Source organism: Agrococcus versicolor (assembly GCF_039531815.1).
Classification (GTDB): Bacteria; Actinomycetota; Actinomycetes; order Actinomycetales; family Microbacteriaceae; genus Agrococcus; species Agrococcus versicolor.
The window spans coordinates 906458-930656 of the sequence record NZ_BAAAQT010000005.1 but is presented as its reverse complement, the minus strand read 5'-3'; the positions used below and the strand labels follow the sequence as shown (position 1 = coordinate 930656).

At 72.9% G+C, this 24199-nt stretch carries 24 protein-coding genes; 13 read left to right on the top strand and 11 right to left on the bottom strand.

Annotation, left to right across the window (positions count from 1 at the left end):
- The first annotated feature begins 24 nt into the window (after window positions 1–24).
- A complete protein-coding gene (locus ABD249_RS07400) occupies window positions 25–936 on the top strand; it encodes a heme o synthase (protein ID WP_344342226.1) in 912 nt (303 codons plus the stop codon).
- Between the two features lie 28 nt (window positions 937–964).
- Here the strand turns inward: ABD249_RS07400 and ABD249_RS07395 are convergent, their stop codons facing one another.
- Both ABD249_RS07395 and ABD249_RS07390 read right to left on the bottom strand, forming a co-directional pair.
- Window positions 965–1885: a Ppx/GppA phosphatase family protein gene (locus ABD249_RS07395; RefSeq protein ID WP_344342543.1), complete on the bottom strand. Its 921-nt coding sequence runs from the start codon at window positions 1883–1885 to the stop codon at window positions 965–967.
- 31 nt (window positions 1886–1916) lie between these two features.
- Window positions 1917–2813 carry a COX15/CtaA family protein gene (locus tag ABD249_RS07390; RefSeq protein WP_344342224.1) on the bottom strand — a complete coding sequence of 299 codons (897 nt, stop codon included), beginning with the start codon at window positions 2811–2813 and terminating at the stop codon, window positions 1917–1919.
- Window positions 2814–3000: 187 nt separating this feature from the next.
- Here ABD249_RS07390 and sufB point away from each other — a divergent pair, with 187 nt between their 5' ends.
- The 5 genes from sufB to ABD249_RS07365 are packed head-to-tail and all read left to right on the top strand — an operon-like array spanning window position 3001 to window position 7123.
- A complete protein-coding gene (gene sufB / locus ABD249_RS07385; RefSeq protein WP_344342222.1) occupies window positions 3001–4419 on the top strand; it encodes a Fe-S cluster assembly protein SufB in 1419 nt (472 codons plus the stop codon).
- On the top strand, window positions 4419–5681 hold the full coding sequence (gene sufD / locus ABD249_RS07380; RefSeq protein ID WP_344342220.1) for a Fe-S cluster assembly protein SufD: 1263 nt from the start codon (window positions 4419–4421) through the stop codon (window positions 5679–5681). The genes sufB and sufD overlap by 1 nt, the downstream gene beginning before the upstream one ends.
- On the top strand, window positions 5678–6031 hold the full coding sequence (locus tag ABD249_RS07375) for a non-heme iron oxygenase ferredoxin subunit (protein ID WP_344342218.1): 354 nt from the start codon (window positions 5678–5680) through the stop codon (window positions 6029–6031). The genes sufD and ABD249_RS07375 overlap by 4 nt, the downstream gene beginning before the upstream one ends.
- 1 nt (window position 6032) lies before the next feature.
- Window positions 6033–6791 (top strand): Fe-S cluster assembly ATPase SufC, encoded by a 759-nt coding sequence (sufC, locus tag ABD249_RS07370; RefSeq protein ID WP_344342215.1) that lies wholly within the window; start codon window positions 6033–6035, stop codon window positions 6789–6791.
- Window positions 6791–7123, top strand: a complete 333-nt coding sequence (locus tag ABD249_RS07365) for a metal-sulfur cluster assembly factor (protein WP_344342213.1) — start codon at window positions 6791–6793, stop codon at window positions 7121–7123. Before sufC ends, ABD249_RS07365 begins: the two co-directional genes overlap by 1 nt.
- Before the next feature lie 73 nt (window positions 7124–7196).
- Here ABD249_RS07365 and ABD249_RS07360 read toward each other — a convergent pair whose 3' ends face one another.
- Entirely contained in the window at window positions 7197–7556 is a 360-nt protein-coding gene (locus tag ABD249_RS07360; protein WP_344342210.1) for a tryptophan synthase subunit alpha, read from the bottom strand.
- Between the two features lie 131 nt (window positions 7557–7687).
- Here ABD249_RS07360 and ABD249_RS07355 point away from each other — a divergent pair, with 131 nt between their 5' ends.
- The 6 genes from ABD249_RS07355 (at window position 7688) to ABD249_RS07330 (ending at window position 14756) form a co-directional block, all read left to right on the top strand.
- Window positions 7688–8830, top strand: a complete 1143-nt coding sequence (locus ABD249_RS07355) for an ROK family transcriptional regulator (RefSeq protein WP_344342208.1) — start codon at window positions 7688–7690, stop codon at window positions 8828–8830.
- A gap of 117 nt (window positions 8831–8947) precedes the next feature.
- Window positions 8948–10018 carry a substrate-binding domain-containing protein gene (locus ABD249_RS07350; RefSeq protein ID WP_344342205.1) on the top strand — a complete coding sequence of 357 codons (1071 nt, stop codon included), beginning with the start codon at window positions 8948–8950 and terminating at the stop codon, window positions 10016–10018.
- Window positions 10019–10022: 4 nt separating this feature from the next.
- Window positions 10023–11558, top strand: coding sequence for a sugar ABC transporter ATP-binding protein (locus tag ABD249_RS07345; RefSeq protein WP_344342203.1), 1536 nt, complete (start codon window positions 10023–10025; stop codon window positions 11556–11558).
- Entirely contained in the window at window positions 11555–12538 is a 984-nt protein-coding gene (locus ABD249_RS07340) for an ABC transporter permease (protein WP_344342201.1), read from the top strand. The genes ABD249_RS07345 and ABD249_RS07340 overlap by 4 nt, the downstream gene beginning before the upstream one ends.
- On the top strand, window positions 12535–13491 hold the full coding sequence (locus ABD249_RS07335; RefSeq protein WP_344342198.1) for an ABC transporter permease: 957 nt from the start codon (window positions 12535–12537) through the stop codon (window positions 13489–13491). The genes ABD249_RS07340 and ABD249_RS07335 overlap by 4 nt, the downstream gene beginning before the upstream one ends.
- A 14-nt stretch (window positions 13492–13505) precedes the next feature.
- The gene (locus tag ABD249_RS07330; RefSeq protein WP_344342196.1) at window positions 13506–14756 is read left to right on the top strand and encodes a Gfo/Idh/MocA family protein; all 1251 of its coding nucleotides are present in this window, start codon (window positions 13506–13508) and stop codon (window positions 14754–14756) included.
- Window positions 14757–14792: 36 nt separating this feature from the next.
- Here the strand turns inward: ABD249_RS07330 and ABD249_RS07325 are convergent, their stop codons facing one another.
- The 3 genes from ABD249_RS07325 to ABD249_RS07315 are packed head-to-tail and all read right to left on the bottom strand — an operon-like array spanning window position 14793 to window position 18195.
- Window positions 14793–16601 (bottom strand): DEAD/DEAH box helicase, encoded by a 1809-nt coding sequence (locus tag ABD249_RS07325; RefSeq protein WP_344342194.1) that lies wholly within the window; start codon window positions 16599–16601, stop codon window positions 14793–14795.
- A 60-nt stretch (window positions 16602–16661) separates the two neighbouring features.
- Window positions 16662–17567, bottom strand: a complete 906-nt coding sequence (locus ABD249_RS07320; RefSeq protein WP_344342191.1) for an alpha/beta hydrolase — start codon at window positions 17565–17567, stop codon at window positions 16662–16664.
- 31 nt (window positions 17568–17598) lie between these two features.
- Window positions 17599–18195: a biotin transporter BioY gene (locus ABD249_RS07315; RefSeq protein WP_344342189.1), complete on the bottom strand. Its 597-nt coding sequence runs from the start codon at window positions 18193–18195 to the stop codon at window positions 17599–17601.
- Window positions 18196–18308: 113 nt separating this feature from the next.
- On the opposite strand from ABD249_RS07315, the gene pnuC reads away from it, so the two are divergent.
- Window positions 18309–19019, top strand: coding sequence for a nicotinamide riboside transporter PnuC (gene pnuC / locus ABD249_RS07310; RefSeq protein ID WP_344342186.1), 711 nt, complete (start codon window positions 18309–18311; stop codon window positions 19017–19019).
- A 3-nt stretch (window positions 19020–19022) separates the two neighbouring features.
- Here the strand turns inward: pnuC and ABD249_RS07305 are convergent, their stop codons facing one another.
- From ABD249_RS07305 to ABD249_RS07285, 5 genes are all read right to left on the bottom strand, one after another.
- Entirely contained in the window at window positions 19023–19655 is a 633-nt protein-coding gene (locus ABD249_RS07305) for a response regulator (RefSeq protein WP_344342184.1), read from the bottom strand.
- Entirely contained in the window at window positions 19652–20848 is a 1197-nt protein-coding gene (locus ABD249_RS07300; protein ID WP_344342182.1) for a sensor histidine kinase, read from the bottom strand. Before ABD249_RS07300 ends, ABD249_RS07305 begins: the two co-directional genes overlap by 4 nt.
- A complete protein-coding gene (locus ABD249_RS07295) occupies window positions 20830–21681 on the bottom strand; it encodes an ABC transporter permease (protein WP_344342179.1) in 852 nt (283 codons plus the stop codon). Before ABD249_RS07295 ends, ABD249_RS07300 begins: the two co-directional genes overlap by 19 nt.
- Window positions 21678–22538, bottom strand: coding sequence for an ABC transporter ATP-binding protein (locus tag ABD249_RS07290; protein ID WP_344342177.1), 861 nt, complete (start codon window positions 22536–22538; stop codon window positions 21678–21680). Before ABD249_RS07290 ends, ABD249_RS07295 begins: the two co-directional genes overlap by 4 nt.
- Window positions 22539–22625: 87 nt before the next feature.
- Window positions 22626–24188, bottom strand: a complete 1563-nt coding sequence (locus ABD249_RS07285; protein ID WP_344342174.1) for a DHA2 family efflux MFS transporter permease subunit — start codon at window positions 24186–24188, stop codon at window positions 22626–22628.
- Window positions 24189–24199: the final 11 nt, after the last annotated feature.

Sequence of the window (24199 nt, the reverse complement as noted above, 5' to 3'; positions counted from 1 at the left end):
CCACCTGCGACGCATCAGAGGGACATGACCGCCACCGCCCACCGCTCCGATCGAGCGCGTCTCGCCGACCGTGCGAAGGCGTACCTGGCACTCACGAAGCCGCGCGTGATCGAGCTGCTGCTCGTCACGGCGCTGCCGACGATGTTCCTGGCCGCGAACGGCCTGCCCGATCCCGTCGCGCTCGTCGCGACGCTCGTCGGCGGGTTCCTGTCGGCCGGTGCCGCGAACGCGTTCAACATGATCCTCGACCGCGACATCGACGCGGTCATGCAGCGCACGCAGCACCGCCCCCTCGTCACGGGCGCGCTCTCGCTGCGGCAGGCGATCGTCTTCGCCTGGACGCTCACGGTCGTCTCGACCGTCGTGCTCGCCGTGTTCGCGCACTGGCTCGCCGCCGTGCTGTCGCTGTCGGCGATCGCCTTCTACGTGCTGATCTACACGATGCTGCTCAAGCGCCGCACCGAGCAGAACATCGTGTGGGGCGGCATCGCCGGCTGCTTCCCGGTGCTCATCGGCTGGGCGGGCGTCACGGGCACGCTCGACTGGCCCGCGTGGATCCTCTTCACGCTCATCTTCCTGTGGACGCCGGCGCACTACTGGCCGCTGTCGATGAAGTACCGCGACGACTACGCCGCCGCCGACGTGCCCATGCTGGCCGTCGTGCGCGGCCGTGCGACCGTGGGCGTGCAGGTCGTGCTCTACGCCTGGGCGTCGCTCGCGTGCACGCTGCTGCTCATCCCCGTCGGCGGCATGGGCGTCGTCTACTCGATCGTCGCGCTCGCCGGCGGCATCTGGTTCGTCGCCGAGGCGCACGGGCTGCACTCGCGCGCGGTCCGAGGTGCCGAGGCGCGTGCGATGCGCGTGTTCCACGCCTCGAACACGTACCTCACGCTCGTGTTCCTCGCCGTGGGCATCGACCCGCTGCTGCCCTTCTGACGCCGCCGCGCCCGGCGCCGGACGCCCGTCAGAGACGGTCGACGTAGCGCAGCAGCCTGCCCTCGCGCAGCGCCCACGGCGAGACGTCGAGCTCGCGCACGCCGAAGGCGCGCATCGCCTCCGACAGCACGATGCCGCCCGCGACGATCTGGAACGTGCGATCGGGCGTGATGCCCGGCAGCGCGTGCCTCGAGTCGGCGTCCATGCGCGCGATGCGCGGCACCCAGTCGTCGAGCTCCTTGCGCCGCAGCACGACGCGATCGTCGCCGCCGAGGCCGGGGACGACGCTGCCGGCGAGCCGCGCGAGCGACCGGATGGTCTTCGACGAGCCGACGACGTGGTCGGGCCTGCCCGCACCGCGCACGGCGCCGACGACGTCGTCGAGCACGGCCTTCGCGTAGGAGCGCAGCGCTCGCTGCTGCGCGGCCGTCGGCGGATCGTCGGTGAGGAAGGAGACCGTCGAGCGCCCGGCGCCGAGCGGGACGGAGAGCGCGACGTCGGGCTCCTCGTCGGCGCCGACGGCGATCTCGAGCGAGCCGCCGCCGATGTCGAGCAGGAGGATGCGGCCGGCGGCCCAGCCGAACCAGCGTCGGACGGCGAGGAACGTCAGGCGCGCCTCGTCCTCGCCCGAGAGGATGTCGAGCTCGACCCCTGTCTCGGCCTCGATGCGCGCGATGACGGCCTCGCCGTTCTCGGCCTCTCGCACGGCCGAGGTCGCGACGACGAGCAGTCGCTCGAGGCCGACGGACTCGGCGACCTCGGTGCACTCGCGGATCGCCGCGACGAGCGCCTGCTGGCCCTCCTCGGTGATCGCGCCGTCGACGATGTGCCGCATGAGCCGCATGACGACCTTGTGCGACTGATGGGGGATGGGTCGTCCGCCGGGTCCCGCGTCGACGACGAGGAGGTGGACGGTGTTGGAGCCGACGTCGAGGACGCCCAGTCGCATGCTCATGGGCCGATCCTGCCGGACGCGGGCGTCAGGCGGCGACGCGCTCGCGCACGTCGTCGGCCTCGACCGACTCCGCGGCCGGCACGCGCAGCGACAGCGCGGCGACCACGGTGGCGGCGACGATCATGACCGAGATGACCATGTGGGCGCCGACGAGCGCGATCGGCAGGCCGAGGTTCGACTGCACGATGCCGATGGTCGCCTGCAGCACGATGAGCCCGAGCAGCGTGGCCGCCCAGATGCCGAAGGGACGCATGCGCCAGCCCGCGAGCACGAGGCCGACGGCGAGCGCGAGCAGCGCGTACGCCGGGAGGGCGTGGACGTGCTGCATCACGGCGGGGTCGAGGCCGTTGCGCGCGGCGCCGCCGTCGCCGGCGTGCGGGCCGGAGCCGGTCGTGAGGATGCCGACGTAGACGACGACGGGCACCATCACGGTCGTGGCGAGCATGAGGGAGCGCTGGGCGAGCGAGCCGCCCCAGCGCGCGCGTCGGCCGCGGAAGACGCGCCAGGCCATCCAGGCGGCGACGCCCACGAGCACCGCCGAGATCGAGAAGTGGATGCCGACGGTGTCCGGTCGCAGGTGCAGGAACACGACGACGGCGCCGATGAGCGCCTGCGCGATCGTGCCGACGACGATGAGGATCGCGAGGCGCAGGACGCCCGGGTGACGCCTGCGGTGCACGATCGCGAGCACGAGCATGATCGCCGCGACGAGCAGCACGACGCCGCCCATGACGCGGTTGGCGAACTCGATGATGCCGTGGATGCCCTGCTCGGGCACGGGCACGAACGACTCGGGCGTGCAGTAGGGCCACGTGGTGCAGCCCAGGCCGGAGCCGGTGAGGCGCACGGCACCACCGGTGCCGACGATGATGATCTGCGTCGCGAGGGTCGCGATGCTGGCGATGCGGATGCCGCGGGTCACGGTGTGCTCTCTTCCGGCGCAATCCGATTCCGGTGCGCGTGGGCGGGTCACGATAGGCTGGGGGGACGGATGAGGCCCGTTCGGGCTATGCCCATCAGCCCTCCAAGTCTGCCACCGCTTCGCGGTGCGCGTGGAATGACGAGGGTGGCCCATCCGTTTGCAGACTTCGAAGAGGTGAGGGGGAGCGATGGCAGATGTGCTGATCGACCGACCGGAGCTGGAGGGACTCGGCCAGTACGAGTTCGGCTGGCACGACTCCGATGCGGCGGGTGCGATCGCCAAGCGCGGCATCAACCCGCAGGTCGTGGAGGAGATCTCCGACCTCAAGAGCGAGCCGGCGTGGATGCGCGAGCGGCGCCTGAAGGCGCTGCAGCTGTTCGAGCGCAAGCCCATGCCCACGTGGGGCGCCGACCTCTCGGGCATCGACTTCGACAACATCAAGTACTTCGTGCGCTCCACCGAGCGCCAGGCGCAGTCGTGGGAGGACCTCCCCGAGGACATCCGCAACACGTACGACCGCCTCGGCATCCCGGAGGCCGAGCGCTCGCGCCTCGTCGCCGGCGTGGCCGCGCAGTACGAGTCGGAGGTCGTGTACCACCAGATCCAGACGGAGCTGGAGGAGCAGGGCGTCATCTTCATGGACACCGACACGGCCCTGCGCGAGCACCCCGAGATCTTCGAGGAGTACTTCGGCTCCGTGATCCCGTCCGGCGACAACAAGTTCGCCGCGCTCAACACGGCGGTGTGGTCGGGCGGCTCGTTCGTCTACGTCCCCAAGGGGGTCAAGGTCGAGATCCCGCTGCAGGCCTACTTCCGCATCAACACCGAGAACATGGGCCAGTTCGAGCGCACGCTCATCATCGCCGACGAGGGCTCGTACGTGCACTACATCGAGGGCTGCACCGCCCCGATCTACTCGTCCGACTCGCTGCACTCGGCCGTGGTCGAGATCATCGTGAAGAAGGACGCCCGCGTCCGCTACACGACGATCCAGAACTGGTCGACGAACGTCTACAACCTCGTCACGAAGCGTGCGATCGCGCACGAGGGCGCGACGATGGAGTGGATCGACGGCAACATCGGCTCCAAGGTGACGATGAAGTACCCGTCGATCTACCTCGCGGGCGAGCGCGCGAAGGGCGAGACCCTCTCGGTCGCGTTCGCAGGTCCCGGCCAGCACCAGGACGCCGGCGCGAAGATGATCCACATGGCGCCGCACACGACGTCGTCCATCGTCTCGAAGTCCATCGCCAGGGGCGGCGGGCGCGCGGGCTACCGCGGCGAGGTCCGGGTCGACGCGAACGCGCACCACTCGGCCAACACCGTGCGCTGCGACGCGCTGCTCGTCGACACGATCTCGCGGTCCGACACGTACCCGGCGATCGACATCCGCGTCGACGACGTCGTGCTCGGCCACGAGGCCACGGTCTCGAAGGTCTCCGAGGAGCAGCTGTTCTACCTCATGAGCCGCGGCATGCCCGAGGACGAGGCCATGGCGATGATCGTGCGCGGGTTCATCGAGCCCATCGCGCGCGAGCTGCCCATGGAGTACGCCCTCGAGCTCAACAAGCTCATCGAGATGAGCATGGAAGGATCCGTCGGCTGATGACCACGGCTGAGACCAGCACCGCAGACACCACCGAGACCGCAGCGGGCGCCGCGAGGACCGATCCCGGCGCGGCACCGCGTCGCGAGCGCAGCGCCGTGCCCGTGCAGACGCGATCCGGGCGTCCGACGTCGTTCGACCCCGACGCCTTCGGCATGCCCACGGGCCGCGAGGTCAACTGGAAGCTCTCCGACGTGCAGCGCCTCGCGCCGCTGTTCGTCGACGAGGCGACCGAGACGGGCGAGGCGCAGGCGATCGCGTACGACGTCGCGGCCATCGAGGCGGCCGGGTACCTCGTGCCGTCGAAGGGTCACGACGCGCCGGTGCGCGGCGAGATCTTCGTGCCGGAGGACGTGACCGCGGCCCTCGCCTGGAAGCACGGCGAGGATGCGCTGCACATCCGCATCCCCGAGGGCGAGACCGTCGACGAGCCGCTCGTCGTACGCCTCGTCGGCCAGGGTGCCGACAGGCACGGTCAGGCGCACGTCGTCATCGAGGCGCAGCCGGGCAGCGTCGCGACCGTCGTGCTCGAGCACACGGGCTCCGCGGCGTACGCCCAGAACGTCGAGATCATCGTGCGCGACGGTGCCCGCCTCACGGTCGTCGCCGTGCACGAGTGGGAGGACGACGCGGTGCACGCCGCGGCGCACCAGGCCGTCGTCGGCGCTCGCGCGTACCTCAAGCACGTCGTCGTGTCGTTCGGCGGCGGCGTCGTGCGCGTGAATCCGTCGATGCGCCTCGCGGGCGAGGGCTCGTCCGGCGACATGCTCGGACTCGCGTTCGCGGATGCCGGCCAGCACCTCGAGTCGCAGGTCTACATGCACCACGAGGGCGTCGCGACGAAGGGCGACGTGCTCTACAAGGGTGCGCTGCAGGGCAAGGGCGCACGCACGGTCTGGATCGGCGACGTGCTCATCGGCCACGGCGCGACCGGCACCGACTCGTACGAGAAGAACCAGAACCTCGTGCTCACCGACGGCACGCGCGCCGACTCGATCCCGAACCTCGAGATCGAGACGGGCGACATCGCCGGCGCGGGCCACGCCTCGGCGACCGGTCGCTTCGACGACGAGCAGCTGTTCTACCTGCAGGCTCGCGGCATCCCCGAGGAGCAGGCCCGGCGCCTCGTCGTCGTCGGCTTCCTCATGGAGATCGTGCAGCGCATCGGCATCCCCGCCCTCGAGGAGCGCCTCGCGGCCGACATCGAGGCCGAGATCGCGCGCGGCGCGGGGCTCGCCCCGGCGTCGCGGGCGGGGGCATGACCGCGACGCGCGCCTGCTCGACGACCGACGTCTCCGTCGCCGAGCCGCGCAAGGTCGAGATCGACGGCATCGCCGTGTCGATCGTGCGCGACTCGGCGGGCGACATCCACGCCATCGGCGACCGATGCACCCACGGCGACGTCTCGCTGTCGGAGGGCTTCGTCGACGGCGAGACGCTCGAGTGCTGGGCCCACGGCTCGGCCTTCTCGCTGCGCACGGGGCACCCCCTCAACCTGCCGGCCTACGAGCCGGTGCCGGTCTACCCGGTGACGATCGACGGCGACGACGTGCTCGTCGACGTCACCAACCCCATCGACGTATCCGGCCTCATGGCCGACGGAAGGAGCTGACGTGAGCACCCTGGAGATCAAGGACCTGCAGGTCTCGATCGAGACGCAGGAGGGCTCGAAGCCCATCCTCAAGGGGGTCGACCTGACGATCAACTCGGGCGAGATCCACGCGGTCATGGGCCCGAACGGCTCCGGCAAGTCGACGCTCGCGTACACGATCGCCGGCCACCCGCGGTACCAGGTCGACGGCGGCTCGATCACGTTCGACGGCCAGGACGTCCTGGCGATGAGCGTCGACGAGCGCGCTCGTGCCGGCGTCTTCCTCGCCATGCAGTACCCGGTCGAGATCCCCGGCGTCACGGTGTCGAACTTCCTGCGCACGGCCAAGACGGCGATCGACGGCGAGGCTCCCCAGCTGCGTCCGTGGATCACGTCGGTGCGCGAGGCGATGACCGACCTGCGCATGGACTCGACGTTCTCGGAGCGCAACGTCAACGAGGGCTTCTCGGGCGGCGAGAAGAAGCGCCACGAGATCCTGCAGCTCGAGCTGCTCCAGCCGCGGCTCGCCGTGCTCGACGAGACCGACTCCGGCCTCGACGTCGACGCGCTGCGCATCGTCAGCGAGGGCGTCAACCGCGTGAAGGCGAAGACCGACATGGGCGTGCTGCTCATCACGCACTACACGCGCATCCTGCGGTACATCGAGCCCGACTTCGTCCACGTCTTCGTCGACGGCAAGGTCGCCGAGCAGGGCGGCAAGGAGCTCGCGCAGCGGCTCGAGGACGAGGGCTACGACCGCTTCCTGAAGGCAGGGGTCTGATGCCCGTCACCGAGCTCGCACCCGAGCTGTTCGACGAGGTCACCGAGGCGATGAAGGGCGTCGTCGACCCCGAGCTCGACGTCAACATCGTCGACCTGGGCCTCGTCTACGACCTCGCGTGGGACGACGAGCAGGACGCGCTCGTCATCTCCATGACGCTCACGAGCGCGGGCTGCCCGCTCACCGACGTCATCGAGACCGAGATCGCCGACAAGCTCGACGGCACCGTCGCGCGCTTCCGCATCAACTGGGTGTGGATGCCGCCGTGGGGTCCCGAGCGGATCACCGAGGACGGCCGCGAGATGATGCGGGCGCTCGGCTTCACGATCTGACCTGATCCAGACCACGAACGGCGCAGCACCCACGGGTGCTGCGCCGTTCGTCGTGCGTGCGGCGTGCGCGGGGTCAGCGCCCGATGCGGCGGATGCGCGGCGCCCACGCCCGCACCGACTCCGCCTCGGAGAGCATCGACCACACGGTGGTCGCGAGCGGCGGGTAGTCGGCGGCGATGCGGCGCAGGACGACGTCGCTGACGTCGGCGTCGGGGCGCGGGGCGCCTGGCGGCAGGATGCGCTCGGAGCGCAGCAGGAGCACGACGAGCTCGTCGACGCTCGGCAGGTCGGCCATGAAGTCCCAGGGGTCCTCGCCGGCGCGCAGGCGCTCCTCGACGAGCACCTCGCGCTCGTCCGCCGCCTCGGCGCGGAGCACCTCGAGGCTCGCGCGTCGCCTCGGCGACGGGTGCGGGGCGGGGGCCTGGCCGGTCATCCGACAAGCCTACGACGGGCCGCCGACGGCACGCGGGCGGTTCGCCCGTCGCGGACGCGCGGCGCGTCCGCCGCCGACGCTCGGGCGCGCCCACGAGGCCGCAGGCGGGCTCCGATGCCAGGATGGCCGACGTGAGCTCGCAGACGACGACGCACCGCAACCGCGCCGCGGTGCTCCAGGCGGCCAGGGAGGCCCAGGGCGCCTCGCGCGCCGAGCTCGCCGACCGCACGGGCCTGAGCGTCGCGACCGTCTCGCGCGCCGTGGCGGCGCTCATGGACGCGGGGCTGCTGCTCGAGGAGAGCGCCGTCGGTCCGAGCGGCGGACGGCCGCTCGGCCGCGTGCAGGTCGACGATCGGGCCGCCGCGGTGCTCGCGGTCGACGTCGCCGACCGCCACACGACGCTCGCGCTCGTCGACCTCGGGGGAGCGGTGCGCGGCCTCGAGCGGCTCGTCGACCCTCCCGAGGATCCGCAGGCGAGGCTCGGCCACACCCTCGACGCCGTCGAGGCGGCGTGGCATGCGGCGCCGCGCACGCCCATCGCGCTCGGGATGGCGATCCCGGGGCCCGTGCAGCCCGACGGCGTCATCGACCTCGCGCCTGCGCTGCGGTGGCGCGGCATCCGCATCGGCGACCTGCTGCGCGAGCGCATCGACGCCCCCCTCGTCGTCGCGAACGACGCGAACCTCATCGCCCTCGCCGAGTCGCGCTGGGGCGAGCACCGCGAGGCGTCGAGCCTCGTCGCCCTCGCGGTCTTCGAGGGCATCGGCGCCGGCATCGTCGAGGGCGGGCGCGTGCTCGAGGGATCCCGGGGCTTCGCGGGCCAGATCGGCCGCATGCTGCTGGATGCGCGACCCATCGAGCGGCGAGCGGACGACTTCGGCGACCTCGAGACGCAGCTGGGCTCGATCGGCCTCGAACGGCGCGCGCAGGCCGACGGCATCGTGCTCGCAGGCGGCGATCCCTTCGCGGCCCTCTTCGCCGCGCTCGACGACACGGGGCCGGCGGCAGCGCTCGCGCATCGCGTGCTGGACGAGTTCGCGGTCGCCCTCGCGAACGTGTCGGCGCTGCTCGATCCCGAGGTCGTCGTGCTCGCGGGACGCTTCGCACCGCTCGCCGACGTCATCGTGCCGCAGCTCGAGCGCCGCCTCGCGGGCAGGGTCCTGCACCTGCCGCGGCTCGTGCCGCCCTCGACGGGGGAGGACGGCGCGCTGCTGGGTGCGGCCGCCGTCGCGATCGACGCCTTCGGACCGCTGGAGCGCCTGCTCGCGAGCTGAGCCAGGTCACGATCCGGTCACGGCCCTGGCACCGCGAGGAATCCTCGTGCAACACTGGCATCACCATTTCTCGCAGTCTGCGCAAAAGTGCCGGCTGCTGATGCAAGGAGGCATCGGATGCGTACGCGTCTTCTCTCGATCGCAGCCCTCGCAGCGACGGCGCTCGTCGCCACCGGCTGCTCCACCGTCTCGAACGAACCGGCCGCATCGGGCGACGGCGACGCCGCCGGCCCGTTCACGATCGGCGTCTCGAACGGCTTCGTCGGCTCCGAGTACCGGACCCAGATGATCTCCGACATCGAGGACGCGGCGTCGTCGTACCAGGACGAGGGCCTGCTCGAGGACCTCGTGCTCGAGAACGCCGACACCGACGTCAACGGCCAGATCCAGCAGGTCCGCAACCTCATCAACGCCGGCGTCGACGCGATCATCGCCGACCCGAACTCGGGCTCCGCGCTCGACCAGGTGTTCCAGGAGGCCACGGACCAGGGCATCCTCGTCTTCGCGATCGACCAGGCCGTGACGGCCGAGTCCGTCATCAACGTCGGCATCGACCAGGCCGAGTGGGCGGCCACGAGCGCCGAGTGGCTCGCCGAGCAGGTCGGCGACGGCGGCCAGATCGTCGCCGTCAACGGCATCTCGGGCCACCCCGCGAACGAGGCCCGCTACGGCGCGGCCCAGGAGGTCTTCGAGGCTGCCGGCGTCGAGGTCCTCACGACCGCCGACGGCGGCTGGGACCAGGCCACGGGCCAGCAGCAGATGGGCAACCTGCTCGCGACCTACCCCGAGATCGACGGCGTGTGGACGCAGGACGGCATGGCGCTCGGCGTGCTGCAGGCCGTCATCGCCGCAGGCCGCGAGGGTGAGATCGTCGTGACGGGCGAGGCCCGCAACGGCTTCCTCCAGCTCTGGAACGAGCAGTCGGACGACTTCGAGTCCATCGGCGTCACGAACCCTCCCGGCACCGGTGCCACGGCGCTGCACCTCGCGATGGCGATGCTGCAGGGCCAGGAGATCGACGAGTCGCAGCTGGTCGACGGCAACACGCTCGTGCTCGAGCTCGAGGAGCCCGTCACGAACGAGAACCTCGACGCCGTCTGGTCCGAGGTCGAGGGCGAGGGCGAGTCCTACGTGCTCGACTCGATCCTCTCGGCCGACGACGTCCAGCAGTTCCTCGTCCAGGACTGACCCGGTGACGACGACCTCGCCGCTCGTGCGGCTCTCGGGCGTGCACAAGCGCTACGGCGGCGTGCAGGCGCTCCGCGACGCCAGCCTCACGGCTGCGGGCGGCGAGGTCCACGGGCTGCTCGGGCCGAACGGCTCGGGCAAGTCCACCCTCGGCAAGGTGCTGGCCGGATCCGTCCGGCCGGACGCCGCCGAGATCGCCCTCGCGGGGGAGCCGGTGCGCATCGGCTCCCCCCGGGCGGCGGCCCGCCTCGGCATCGCCGCGGTGTACCAGCAGCTGAGCCTCGTGCCCGACCTCTCGGTCGGCCACAACCTCGTGCTCGGCAGCGAGCCCGGCAGGCTCGGCTTCCTCTCGGACCGCGCCGCCGCGCGACGCGTCGCCCCGATGCTCGAGCGCCTCGCGCCCGCGCTCGGCGACGTGCGCTTCGACGACGCCGTCCGCGACCTCGCGCCCGGCCAGCAGCAGATCGTCGAGATCGGCAAGGCGCTCCTGCGGCAGCCGCGCGTCCTCATCCTCGACGAGGCGACGGCGTCGCTGCATCGCGACCAGGTCGCGCTCGTCTTCGAGATCGTCCGCGAGCTGCGCGAGGGCGGCGCCACCATCCTCTTCGTCTCGCACCGCCTCGACGAGATCACCGAGCTGTGCGACCGCGCGACGATCCTCCGCTCCGGCGTCACCGTCGCCGAGACGTCCGTGCCGGACACGACGCCCGACGAGATCGTCCGGCTCATGGTCGGCGACGTGCAGGCCGTCGAGCGCGAGCACGGCGACGTCCCCGACGGACCGGTGCGGCTGCGCGTGCGCGGCCTGGCGGGCGGCGCGCTGCGGGGCGTCGACCTCGACGCTCGCGGCGGCGAGATCGTCGGCCTCGGCGGCCTGCAGGGCCAGGGGCAGTCCGAACTGCTGCTCGCGCTCTTCGGCGCGACCCACGCCACCGGCGAGGTCGAGGTCGACGGCGAGCCCGTGCGTCTCGCATCCCCGCGCACCGCCGCGAGCCGCGGCATCGCGCTCGTGCCCGGCGATCGGGGCACGCAGGGCACGCTGCCCGCGCGCCCGATCCAGGAGAACCTCGCCATCGCGAGCATCGCCGGGCGCTCGCGCGTCGGCGTGCTCTCCTCCCGGCGCGAGCGCGCCGCGGCCCAGTCGATGGTCGACGCGCTCGCCATCAAGATCGGCTCGCTCGCCGACCCGATCTCGAGCCTCTCGGGCGGCAACGCCCAGAAGGTCGTGTTCGGCAAGTGGCTCCTCACCGAGCCGAGCGTCGTGCTGCTCGACGACCCGACGAAGGGCGTCGACGTCGGCGCGAAGGCCGAGATCTACCGCATCGTCCGATCGCTCGCCGACCAGGGTGCGACCGTCATCATCAACTCGAGCGAGGACCGCGAGCTCGTCACGGTCTGCGACCGCGTGCTCGTGCTCTTCGAGGGCGCCGTGCGGGCGACGCTCGTCGGCGACGAGATCACCGAGGAGCGCCTCGTGCAGGCCGCCCTCCGCATCGGCGAGGGCGACCAGGGCGCACCCGCCGGAGAGGACGCGGCATGACCGCCACCGCGACGCAGGCGGCTCCTGCGACCTCCTTCGTCGACCGCGTGCGCGGCGTGCGCGTGGCCTCGTGGGCCACGGCTGCGCTGCTCGTCGTCGCCGTCGTGGCGGCGATCGCGCTGCAGCCCAACCTGCTGACCCCCTACGGCGTCGCCTCGACCTTCGCGACCTTCCTGCCGCTCGTCCTCGTCGCCGTGGCGCAGGCGATCGTCGTGATCGGCGGTGGGCTCGACCTCTCCGCCGGCGCCATCGTCGCCCTCTCGAGCGTCGTCGCGGTGCAGACGATGCGCGGCGAGGACGGTCTGCTGCTCGTCGGCGTCGCCGCCGCGGTCGCGACGGGCGTCGCCTGCGGGCTCGTGAACGGCCTCGTCGTGTCGCGCCTGCGGCTGCAGCCGCTCATCGCGACGTTCGCCTCGGCCTCGATCTTCTCCGGCCTCGCGCTGCTCGTGCTGCCGACGCCCGGCGGCACCGTGCCCGCCGTGCTCACCGGCACGTTCCGACAGGCGATCGCGACCGTGCCGATGTCGGTGCTGCTCGTCGTCGCCGTCGTGCTCGGCTGGCTCGTGCTGCGCCGCACGCGCGTGCTGCGGCACATCCGCGCCACCGGCGGCGACCCCGCGGCGTCGTACGCCTCGCTCGTGCCCGTGCAGTCGAGCCAGCTCGCCTCGTACGTGCTCAGCGGCGCCATCTGCGGCCTCGCGGGGCTCGCGGTGCTCGGGAACGCCGGCTCGGGCGATCCCTTCATCGGCGGCGACCTCGCGCTCAACAGCGTCGCGGCCGTCGTCGTCGGCGGCATCGCGCTGCGCGGCGGCATCGGCTCGCCCATCGGCGCCATCGCCGGCGCCATCATCCTCGCCCTCTCGTCGACGATCCTCTTCTCGATCGGCCTGCCCACGTCGTGGCGCGCCCTCGCAGCCGGCGTCGTCGTCATCCTCGCGCTCGCGTTGAGCGCCCTCGGAGCACCCAGGAGGCGCCGATGACCCGCGTCGTGGCGATCCTCAAGGATCCCGTCGTCGTCGCCGCGCTCATCGCGGTGCTGCTCATCGCGATCGGCGGCATCCTGCGCCCCGGCTTCGCGTCGCCCGACCAGATCGTCGACATGCTGCGCGTGGCGTCGTTCCTCGGCATCATCGCGATCGGCCAGACGATCGTCGTCCTCTCCGGCGGCGAGGGCATCGACCTGTCGGTCGGCACCGTCGCGACGCTCGGCGCGATCCTCGCCAGCCGCACCATGGCGGGCGACGACGCGCTCATCGTCCCCGGCGTCCTGCTCGCGCTCGGCGTCGCAGCCCTCATCGGGCTCGCGAACGGCCTCGGCATCGTGCTGCTGCGCATCCCGCCGTTCGTCATGACGCTCGGCATGCTCGGCGTCGTCGGCGGCCTCATCCTCGTCGTCACCGGCGGTCGCGCCGACGGTCGGGCCGCGCCCGCGCTCGTGTCGCTCGTCAACGGCCGCGACGTCCTCGGCCTCCCCGGCATCCTCCTCGTGTGGATCGTGCTCGGCGTCGTCGTCACGCTCGTGCTGCGCCGCACCGTCTTCGGCGCGCGGCTCTACGCCATCGGCACGAGCCGCGAGGCCGCGAGGCTCTCGGGCGTGCCCGTGCGCCGCGTCACCGTGAGCGCCTACGTGCTCTCGTCGCTCTTCGCAGCGCTCGGCGGCATCGCGATGGTCGGCTACTCGCAGCAGGTCTTCCTCAACCTCGCCGACGACCTCACGCTCCCGTCGATCGCGGCCGTCGTCATCGGCGGCACGCTCGTCGCGGGCGGCGTCGGCGGCTACCTGGGCAGCGCCGTCGGCGCCATCGTCCTCACCGTGCTCACGAGCCTGCTCACGACGCTCGCGATGCCCGAATGGGCTCGCATCGTCGTGCAGGGCGTCGTGCTCATCGCGCTGCTCGCCGTGTACGGCCGGCAGCGTCGGCTCCGCTCCTGATCAAGGGATCCACCATGGCAGATCGTTCCGTGCTCGGCGTCGGCATCGTCGGCGCAGGCTTCATCGGCGAGTTCCACGTGCGCTCGTGGACGGGGGTGCGCGACGCCGACGTCGTCGCCGTCGCGTCCCGCACCCGCGAGAGCGCGTCGCGCGTCGCGGCGATCGCCGAGGAGCTCGCCGTCGGACGCGACGTCACGGTGCACGACGACGTCCGCGCGCTCGTCCGCGACCCGCGCGTCGACGCCGTGTGGGTGCTCACGCCCAACCACACGCGGCTCGACGTCATCCGCGCCATCTGCGACGAGGTGCGCGACGGCGCGAGCCTCACGGGCATCGCGATCGAGAAGCCGCTCGGCCGCACGGTCGCCGAGGCGCAGACGATCCTCGACCTCGTCGAGGAGGCCGGCCTCCTGCACGCGTACCTCGAGAACCAGGTCTACTCGCCCGCCATCACGCGCGCGCACGAGCTCGTCTGGCGTCGTGGCGCCTCCGAGTCGGGCTCGCCGTACCTCGCGCGCTGCGCCGAGGAGCACTCCGGACCGCACAAGGGCTGGTTCTGGGACGGCGTCAAGCAGGGCGGCGGCGTGCTGTCGGACATGATGTGCCACTCGGTCGAGGCCGGCCGGTACCTGCTGACCCCGCCGGGCGTCGATCCGGCCGACTGGCTCACGCCCGTGTCCGTGACCGCGAGCATCCAGTCGCTCAAGTGGGGCCGCCCCGCGTACGCCGAGCGTCTGCTCGAGCTCTACCCCGACGCCCCCGACTACCGCGAGCGCCCGAGCGAGGACTACGCCCGCGCGGCGTGGGAGTTCGTCAACGGCGACGGCGAGATCGTCATCGCCGAGGGCACGACGTCGTGGAGCCACGTCGGCGCGGGCCTGCGCCTGTCGTTCGAGCTGCTCGGCCCCGAGTACTCGATGCAGTCCGACACCCTGCAGACCGAGTCGCGCGTCTTCCTGTCGCGCGCGCTCGGCCAGGGGCAGGGCGAGGACATGCTCGAGAAGCAGAACGCCGAGCAGGGGCTCATGCCCGTCGTGGCCGACGAGGCCGCGACCTACGGCTACACCGGAGAGAACCGCCACGTGGCCGCGTGCTTCCTGCGCGGCGAGCAGCCGGCGGAGTCGCTGCGCAACGGCGTGGCCGTCGCCGAGCTGCTCATGGCGGCGTACCTCTCGGCGCAGACGGGGGAGACCGTGCGCTGGCCCGTCGACCTCACCGACTTCGTGCCGGACGTCGCGCAGGGCACCTGGAACCCGCGCCGCTGACGGCGAGCCGGCTCGGCTCGACCGCCTCGCGTCGCCTCAGTCGCGACCGTGACGCGGCTTGCGGTCGTCGGTGCGCGGACGGGGACGGTCGTCGCGGTCGCGACGCGGGCGCTCGCTGCGCTCGCCGCGCTCGGGACGCCCACCGCTGTCGACGCGGATGTCGATCGGCTTGCCCAGGATGCGGGTCTCCGCCAGGCGCGCGAGCTGCGCGTCGTCGAGGCGGGGCAGCTCGACGAGCGTGAAGTCGAAGCGGATCTGGATGCGGCCGAAGTCGTCGCGTCCGAGGCCGCCCTCGTTGGCGAGCGCGCCGACGATCTGGCGCGGCTCGACGCGGTTCCGCGAGCCCACCGCGAGACGGTAGGTCGTCGCGTCCGACGGGCCACGACGCTCGCGGCGCGGACCGCGGTCCTCGCCGCCCCGGTCGCCGCGGTCGTCGCCGCGCGCGTCGTCGCGCTCGCGCGCACGCTTCGGCGGACGGGCGGCGACGTCGTCCTGCTCGTCGAGCAGCATGGGCGTCGGGCCCTGCGCCACGACGGCGAGGGCTGCGGCGACGTCGTTGTACGGCACGTCGTGGTGCTCGACGTAGTGCGCGACGATGTCGCGGAAGCGCTCGACGCGCGCCGACTCGGCCTCGAGGGCCGTCGTGATCGCATCGTCGAACTTCGACAGGCGCGAGGCGTTGACCTCGCCCGCGCTCGGCATCGGGATCTCCTCGACCGTGCCGCCCGTCGTGCGCTCGATCGAGCCGAGCATCCGGCGCTCGCGCGGCGTGACGAAGCTGATCGCGTCGCCGGTGCGTCCGGCGCGGCCCGTGCGGCCGATGCGGTGCACGTACGACTCGGTGTCGATCGGCAGGTCGTAGTTCACGACGTGGCTGATGCGCTCGACGTCGAGGCCGCGCGCGGCGACGTCGGTCGCGACGAGGACGTCGAGGCGGCCGTCGCGCAGCTGCTCGATCGTCTTCTCGCGCTGGGGCTGGGCGACGTCGCCCGAGATGGCGGCCGCCGTGTAGCCGCGGGCGCGCAGACGCTCGGCGACGGTCTCGGTCTCGGAGCGCGTGCGCACGAAGACGATGGCGCCGTCGAAGGGCTCGACCTCGAGCACGCGCGTCAGCGCCTCGAGCTTCTGCTGGTACGACACGAGGATCGCGCGCTGGCGGATGCTCGCCGACGTCTTCGCGCCGCCCTGCACCGAGATCTCCTTCGGGTTCCGCAGGTGCTGCTGCGAGATCGCGCGGATCTGCCTCGGCATCGTGGCGGAGAACAGCGCGACCTGCTTGTCCTCGGGCGTCGAGGCCAGGATCTGGTCGACGTCCTCCGCGAAGCCCATGCGCAGCATCTCGTCGGCCTCGTCGAGCACGACGTGCGTGAGGTGCGACAGGTCGAGCGTGCCCTTCGCGAGGTGGTCCATGATGCGACCGGGCGTGCCGACGACGACGTGGACGCCGCGGCGCAGCGCCGACAGCTGCACGCCGTAGCCCTGACCGCCGTAGATGGGCAGGACGTGGACGCCGCCGAGGTGCGCCGCGTAGCGCTCGAACGCCTCGCACACCTGCACCGCGAGCTCGCGCGTCGGGGTGAGCACGAGCGCCTGCGTCGCCGTCGAGGTCACGTCGACCGCCGCGAGCACCGGCAGCGCGAACGCCGCGGTCTTGCCGGTGCCCGTCTGGGCGAGGCCGACGACGTCGTGCCCGGCGAGCAGCGTCGGGATCGTCGCCGCCTGGATGCTCGAGGGGGTCTCGTAGCCGACGTCCGACAGGGCCTGCAGGATGGCGGGCGGGAGGCCCAGGTCGGCGAACGTCTGGCGCTCGACGTCGGTGGCCTCGGCGGGCGCGGTGTCGGTCATGCCTCCAACGGTACGCGGCCCGGGGCTCCGCGCGCGCCACATGCCCCGTTCGGCGCCGGATCAGCCGAGCGCGGGCTCCTGCAGCGTGGTCTCGAGGAAGGCCAGGACGGCGTCGCGCACGCCCGGCTCCTCGAGCAGCCCGATCGAGTGGCGGTGCGACGGCACGACCGCGAGCTGCACCGGTGCGTCGGCATCCTCGAGCGCCTCGACGAACGATCGCGCCTGCGCGAGGGGGATGGGGTCCTCGTCGCCGTGCACGACGAGCACGGGGGGATCGGTGGGGTCGGCGAACGTCGCCGGGCTCGCGAGCGCGGCGGCGGCGCAGTCGACGAACGCGTCGCAGCCGAGGTACGCGAGCTGCCGGGCGACGAAGTCGTCGGCCACGTCGGCACCCGTGAGGTCGAGCGGCGCCGAGAGCGTCACGACCGACGCGACGCGCGGACCGGCATCCCATGCGCCCTCGCCCGACGTCGCGAGGAGCGTGGCGAGGTTGCCGCCCGCGGAGCCGCCGACGGCGCCGATGCGCGCGGGGTCGATGCGATACGCCTCGAGGGTCTCGGGCGCCCGCAGCCAGGCGAGCGCCGCCGTGACGTCGTCGATGCCCGCGGGGAACGGATGGGCGGGCGCGAGCCGGTAGTCGACGTTCGCGACGACGTAGCCGGCCGCGGCGAGCCACTCGCAGGTGTCGCGCCAGTGCGCGTCGGTGCGGCTGCCGCGGGCCCAGGACCCGCCGTGCACGAGCAGGATCGCGGCGCGGTCGACCGTGGCCTCGCCGCGGGGCAGGCACACGTCGATGCGCTGGGCGACGTCATCGCCGTAGGCGATGGCCTCGGCGATCGTCACGCCCGACGCCGATCGCGCGGGCACCGCCGCGCGGTCGCCGGCGAGGGACGGGATGGCGATGGCGCCGACGAGCACGAGCGCGCCGGCGACGCCGGCGCTCGCGAGCGCGAGCGCACGTCGCATCGCCATCGTCGGGGCCGCCGGATCCGTGCCGCTACTCGCCGCGACGCGCGTCGAGCGTGCGGACGCCGCGCCAGGCGAGCGGCAGGAGGGCGGCGGCGACGAGGGCCTTGACGATGCCGCCGGGGATGAACGGCAGCAGGCCCCACGCGAGCACCTGCTCGAGCGAGCCACCGGTCGCGAACGCGAGCCACGGCAGGCCGACGGCGAACGTGACGAGCGTGCCCGCCGTCATGGCGACGGCGGCGCCGAGGAAGCGGCGATCCCAGCGGCGCTCGGCGAGCCAGCCCGTGAGCGCCGCGGCGATGACGAACCCGACGATGTAGCCGCCCGTGGGGCCCGCGAGCACGGCGAGGCCGCTCGTCTGGTCGGAGAAGATCGGCAGGCCCGCGACGCCCAGCAGCGCGTAGGCCGCGAGCGATGCGGCGCCGCGCACGGCGCCGAGCGAGGCGCCCACGAGCAGCACCGCGAGGGTCTGCCCCGTGATCGGCACGGGCCACAGCGGGATCGCGACCTGCGCGAGCACGGCCGTGACGGCGACGCCGGCGCCGACGAGCGCGACGTCGGTCACGACGGAGCGTCGGGCGACGAGCCGATCGGCGAGCACGGTGGGGGCGACGATCGAGGTCATGCGGCGGCTCCTGTCGAAGGGCGGTGGGACCGATCCTAGGACGGCGAGCGCGCTCGCGTCCGCACATGACGGCATCGATCACCCAGCGGCGACGCGCATGGCACGCTTGCATCGTGGATCCACTCGCCTGGCTCGTCGACGCGTACACCGCGCAGATCCCGCTGCCCGGCGGGCAGTCGCTCCTGCTGCGCGAGGTCGTCGGCAACGTCTTCGGGCTCGCGAGCGCCCTGGGCGGCATGGCGCGGCGCGTGTGGGCGTGGCCGGTCGGCATCGTCGGCAACCTGCTGCTGCTGAGCGTCTTCCTCGCCTCGATCCTCGATCCCGCCCACGAGCTCCCGAGCCTGCTCGGCCAGGCCGGCAGGCAGGTCATGTTCATCGCCGTCTCGGTCTACGGCTGGGTGCGCTGGCGCCAGGCGCGCTCGGGCGGCGGCCAGATCACGCCGCGGTGGGCGAGCGGCCGGGCGCGCGTGGGCATCGTGCTCGCCATGCTCATCGGCACGGTGGCGCTCACGCCGCTCTTCCGCGCCCTCGGCTCGTTCGAGCCGGTGTGGGCGGACGCGTGGACGTTCGTCGGATCGCTGCTGGCCACCTACGGCATGGCGCGCGGCTGGACGGAGTTCTGGCTCGTGTGGATCGCGGTCGACCTCGTGGGCGTGCCGCTGCTGATCAGCGCCGGCTACTACGCGTCGGCGGCGATGTACGTGTTCTACGGGCTCTTCACCGCCGTCGGCTTCGTCGTCTGGGCGAGGACGCAGGGCGCCAAGCCCTCGGTCGAGACGCTCCTGCCGGACCCGCGCGTGCAGGACGAGGGCGCGGCGCGCTGAGCCTCAGAGCAGGCCGAGCTCCTGCGCGCGGGTCACCGCGCGCGTGCGGTCGGCGACCCCGAGCTTGTCGAAGACGCGCGCGAGGTAGGTCTTGACCGTCGCCTCGCCCACGTGGAGGTGCGCGCCGATGGCGCGGTTCGTCAGCCCCTGCGCGACGAGCGCGAGCACCTCCGCCTCGCGGGTCGACAGGCCCGGACGCGCCGGCTCCGGCTCGCGCGCCGCTCGGACGAGGGCGCGCGCGACGGAGGGCGCGAGGGCCGTCTCGCCGGCCGCGACGCCTCGCAGGCCCGCGACGACCTCGGCGGCGGGCGCGGCCTTCAGCAGGTAGCCCGCGGCACCGGCGGCGATCGCGGCGAGGATGTCGTCGTCGGACTCGTAGGTCGTGAGCACGAGGATGCGCGCTGCGGGATCCGCCGCCACGATGCGCGAGGTCGCCTCGACGCCGCCCATGCCGGGCATCCGCAGGTCCATGAGCGTCACGTCGGGACGCAGCGCGGCGACCCGTGCCACGGCACCGGCGCCGTCGGCCGCCTCGCCGACGACCTCGATGCCCTCCGCCCGCTCGAGCAGGGCGACGATGCCGGCGCGCACGACCTCGTGGTCGTCGACGACCAGCACGCGGATGGGGGCGCTCACGTGCGCACCTCGCTCGCGTGGTCGGTCGGCACGCGCACCTCGACGCGTGCGCCTCCGAGCGGCGAGCGACCGGTGGTGGCGGTCCCGCCTGCGAGGGCGGCGCGGCGCTCCATCGCGCCGAGGCCGAAGCCGCCGTGGGCCGAGCGGTCGGCGGGGATGCCCACGCCGTCGTCGTCCACCTCCAGCACGACGTCGTCGCCCGTCGTGCGGAGGGCGACGCGGGCTCGCGTGCCGCCGGCGTGCCTGCGCACGTTCGACAGCGCCTCCTGCAGCGCGCGCACGAGCACGACCTGCGCCTCGCGCCCGAGCGTCGTCTGCTCGACCTCGAGCACGACGTCGAGGCCGCTCTCGCGCGACCAGCGCTCGGCGACCTGCACGACCGTGGGCGCGAGGCCGCGATCGTCGACGTCGATCGCGATCTCCCCGGCGACGAGCGCCCGCGCATCCCCGAGGGAGCGACGCGCGGCCTGCTCGGCACGCGACAGGTCGTCGGCGTCGCGGCCGGTCGCGCGCTCGCGCACGCCCTCGAGCAGCATGACGACGCCCGCGAGGTCCTGCGCGATCGTGTCGTGGATCTCGCGCGCGATGCGATCGCGCTCCTGCGATGCGCCGTGCTCGGTCGCGAGGGCGGCCACCTCGTCGCGCGTCGCCTGCAGCGCCTCGACGAGCAGCTGCCGCTCGGTGCTCAGCCGGTCGATGGAGGCGATCCAGAGGCCGAACCACGCCGAGAAGCCCCACGAGCCGACCTGCACCGCCACGGCGATCCACCAGTCGGCAGGGTCGCGAGCGATCCACCCGACGCCGACGGCCGCGCAGAGCAGGCCGGAGCCGACGATGCCGACGCGGCGGCGGGCCGCTCCGAGCCACACGAGCGGGTGGAGCATGGCCTGGACGATCGCGAGCCACGGCGCGGCGAGGGTGCACGCGAGCCCGACGACGCAGAGCGCGGCGATCCGCCACGCCGAGCCGGCGAGGCCGACGTCGAGCGAGCGGCGCATCGCAGCCCAGACGACGACGAGGAGCACGAGCGCGGCGGTGCCGATCGCGACGCGATCGGGCGGCAGCGGCACGATCCACAGCAGCGCGCCGACGAGGACCACCATCGCGACGACCGCGAGATCGGCCCACCGCGTCGGGCGCGTCGGATCCGTCCGAGCGGGCGTCGGGCCGCTCGTCACGATCGCCGGATCCATCGGAACGTCAGGCGCACGAGCACGAGGCCGAGGACGAGCCAGATGCCGAGCGCCAGGGCGACGCCCCCGAGGTTCCAGACGCCGTCGAGCTCGAGGGCCGCGTACTCGTCCGGGAGCAGCGCGGCACGCATGCCGAGCGCCATCCAGGCGACGGGCAGGGCCTGGGACGCCTGCTGCATCCAGTCCGGCAGCAGCGAGAACTGGATGAAGATGCCCGACCCGAACTGCACGACGAGCACGATGGGGATGATGACGGCCGTCGCGCTGCGCCCCGAGCGCGGGAGGCGCGACAGGGCGATGCCGAGCAGCGCGCTCGAGAGCGTGCCGAGCACGAACACCCACGCGAAGGTCGCCCACGCGCCCGCCTCGGACGGCAGCTCGACGCCGAACGCCAGCCTCCCCACGAGCAGCAGGACGACGGCCTGCGCCACGCCCGTCACGAGCGCTTGGCCGAGCTTGCCAGCGAGGTACGCGATCGGCGGCATGGGCGTGCCCGCGAGCCGCTTGAGGGTGCCGTTCGTGCGTGCGATCGCGACGTCGACGCCGAGGTTCTGCACGCCGGAGAGCAGGATGCCCGACGCGAGCATCGCCGGCAGGTAGTACTCGGCCGCGGGGATCTCGGTCGAGCCGCCCGCGCCGTCCGGGAAGGTCATCGTCTCGAAGACCGACGCGAACAGCCCGAGCAGCAGCACGGGGAACAGGAACGTGAAGAAGACCTGGTCGAGCTGCCGGAAGTACGTGCGGACCTCGTACGCGACGCGGCCGGCGGCGATGCGCATCGTGCGTGCGAGGCCGGCGGCCGAGGTCGCGCGGGGCAGCGTCGTGCGGCTCATGCCGCCGCCTCCGCACGGTCGGCCCGCACGATGTCGAGGTAGACGTCCTCGAGGCTCGGACGCACGACCTCGAGGTCCTCCGGCTCGCCGAGCCGCGCGATGAGCGCGGCGACGAGCACGCCGGGTGCGTGCGTGCGCTCCTCGCGCACGGCCCCCGCCTCGCGCCAGCGCACGATCGGCAGGCGCGCCTCCGGTCCGCCGATCGACGTCGGCGTGCCCTCCGCCGCGACGCGTCGATCCGCGACGACCACGATCCGGTCGGCGAGCCGGGCGGCCTCCTCGAGGTAGTGGGTCGTCAGCAGGATGGTCGTGCCCTCGTCCTGCAGCGAGCGGATGAGGGTCCAGAAGTCGCGACGCGCCTCCGCGTCGAAGCCGGTGGTCGGCTCGTCGAGGAAGAGCAGCCGGGGCCGCCCGACGATGCCCATCGCCACCTCGACGCGGCGCTGCTGGCCGCCCGAGAGCGAGGCGATGCGACGGCCGGCGTGCCCGGAGAGCCCGACGGCGTCGATCACCTCGTCGACCTCGCGAGCGTCGGGGAAGAGCGCCGCGAGCGCGCGCAGCTCCTCGCGCACCGTCGCCACCGACGCCTCGCCGCTCGACTGCAGCACGATGCCGAGCCCGGCGCGCCAGGCGACGCCTGCGCGCTGCGGGTCCTCGCCGAGCACGCGGACGTGCCCGCCCGAGCGGACCCGATAGCCCTCGAGGATCTCGATCGTCGTGGACTTGCCCGCGCCGTTCGGGCCGAGCAGCGCGAGCGTCTCGCCCTCGTCGACGTGCAGGCTGACGTCCTCGAGGGCGACGTGGTCGCCGTAGGACTTGCTCAGGTGCTGCACGTCGACGAGCCTGCTGGATGCCATGACAGCAGCGTGCTCCCATCTGCTCGACGATGCGAGCGGCATGCGGTGGACGCGACGTCCACCGATCGGTGGACGTCGCGGCGACCGTCAGTCGGCGGCTGCGACCGCGGGCTCGGCTGCGGGAGCCGACGGCGCGGCGCCGGGCGCCTTGGGCCTCGCGAAGCACAGCGCCGCCACGACGCCGATCGCCGCGACCGCGGCGGGGAGCAGGAGCGACTGCCCGAGCGCCTGCGCGAAGGGGTCGGCGATCTCGGCGGGGATGTCGGCGACGAACGCACCGCCCGAGACCTGCTCGCCGCCACCGCCGAGCTCGGTCTGGATGCGCCACGACATCGCCGCCGCGATCGCGGCCGAGCCGATGACGGCACCCATCTGGCGCACGGTGTTGTAGACGCCCGAGCCGGCGCCCGCGAGGCGCGGGTCGAGGTTGCGCGTCGCGACGATGCCGAGCGGCCCCCAGACGAAGGCGCTCGAGACGCCCATGAGCGCGCTGGGGGCGAGCAGCAGCCACACGTCGACCTGCTGCTGGATCCAGAGCCCGTACCAGGCGACCGCCGCGCCCATGCCGAGGATGCCCGCGGCCGTGAACAGCCGCGGGTCGCGAGCCTGGAGGAAGCGGCTCGTGAAGGGCGAGAGGAGGCCGGAGCCGAGCGCCATCGGGATGAGGAGCAGCGCGGACTCCGTGGGCGACATGCCGCGCACGCCCTGCGCGTACAGGAATATCGGCACGGACATCGCCGTGACGAGGAAGCCGATCGTCGCGATGGCGATGCTCGCGAGCGAGAAGTTGCGATCGCGGAAGATGCCGAGCGGGACGAGCGGCTCGCGCGGGTTGCGCGCCTGCCACACGACGAACGCGACCATGAGCGCGACGCCCGCGACGATCATGCCCACGAGCGGGACCTCGACGCCGAGGATCGGCATCGTGCCCCAGTCGTAGGTCTCGCCCTCCTGGATGCCGAAGACGAGCAGGAACAGGCCTGCGGCGCTCAGCACGACGCCGAGCCAGTCGAACGAGTGCGCGTGCAGCGGCAGCCGCGGCACGAGTCGCATGACGAGCACGAAGCCGACGATGCCGACCGGCACGTTGATGAAGAAGATCCACTCCCAGCCGAGGGTGTCGACCAGGGCGCCGCCGAGCAGCGGGCCCACGAGCATCGCGAGGCCGGCGACGCCGCCCCACAGCCCCATCGCCGCGCCGCGGGCGTTCGGGGCGAAGGTGCGCATGATGACGGCCATCGTCTGCGGCGTCATGAGCGCGGCGCCGAGGCCCTGCACGACGCGGGCGAGGATGAGCATCTCGATCGAGTCGGCGAGCCCGCACCACAGCGACGCGAGCGTGAAGACCGTGAGGCCGGCGAGGTAGACGGGCTTCGGGCCGAACCGGTCGCCGAGGCGCCCCGTGATCAGCAGGGGCACGGCGTACGCGAGCAGGTAGGCGCTCGTGACCCAGATGACGGCGTTGATGCCGGCGTCGAGGCCCGTCATGATGTGGGGGATCGCGACCGAGACGATCGTCGAGTCGACGAGGATCATGAAGAACCCGATGACGAGCGCCCACAGCGCGGGCCAGGGGGAGCGGGTGGCGGGGGCGTCGGTCACGATCGTGTCCTTCTGCGGACCGGTGTGCCGTGCCGCGTGATCGAGCATGGCACGCACCT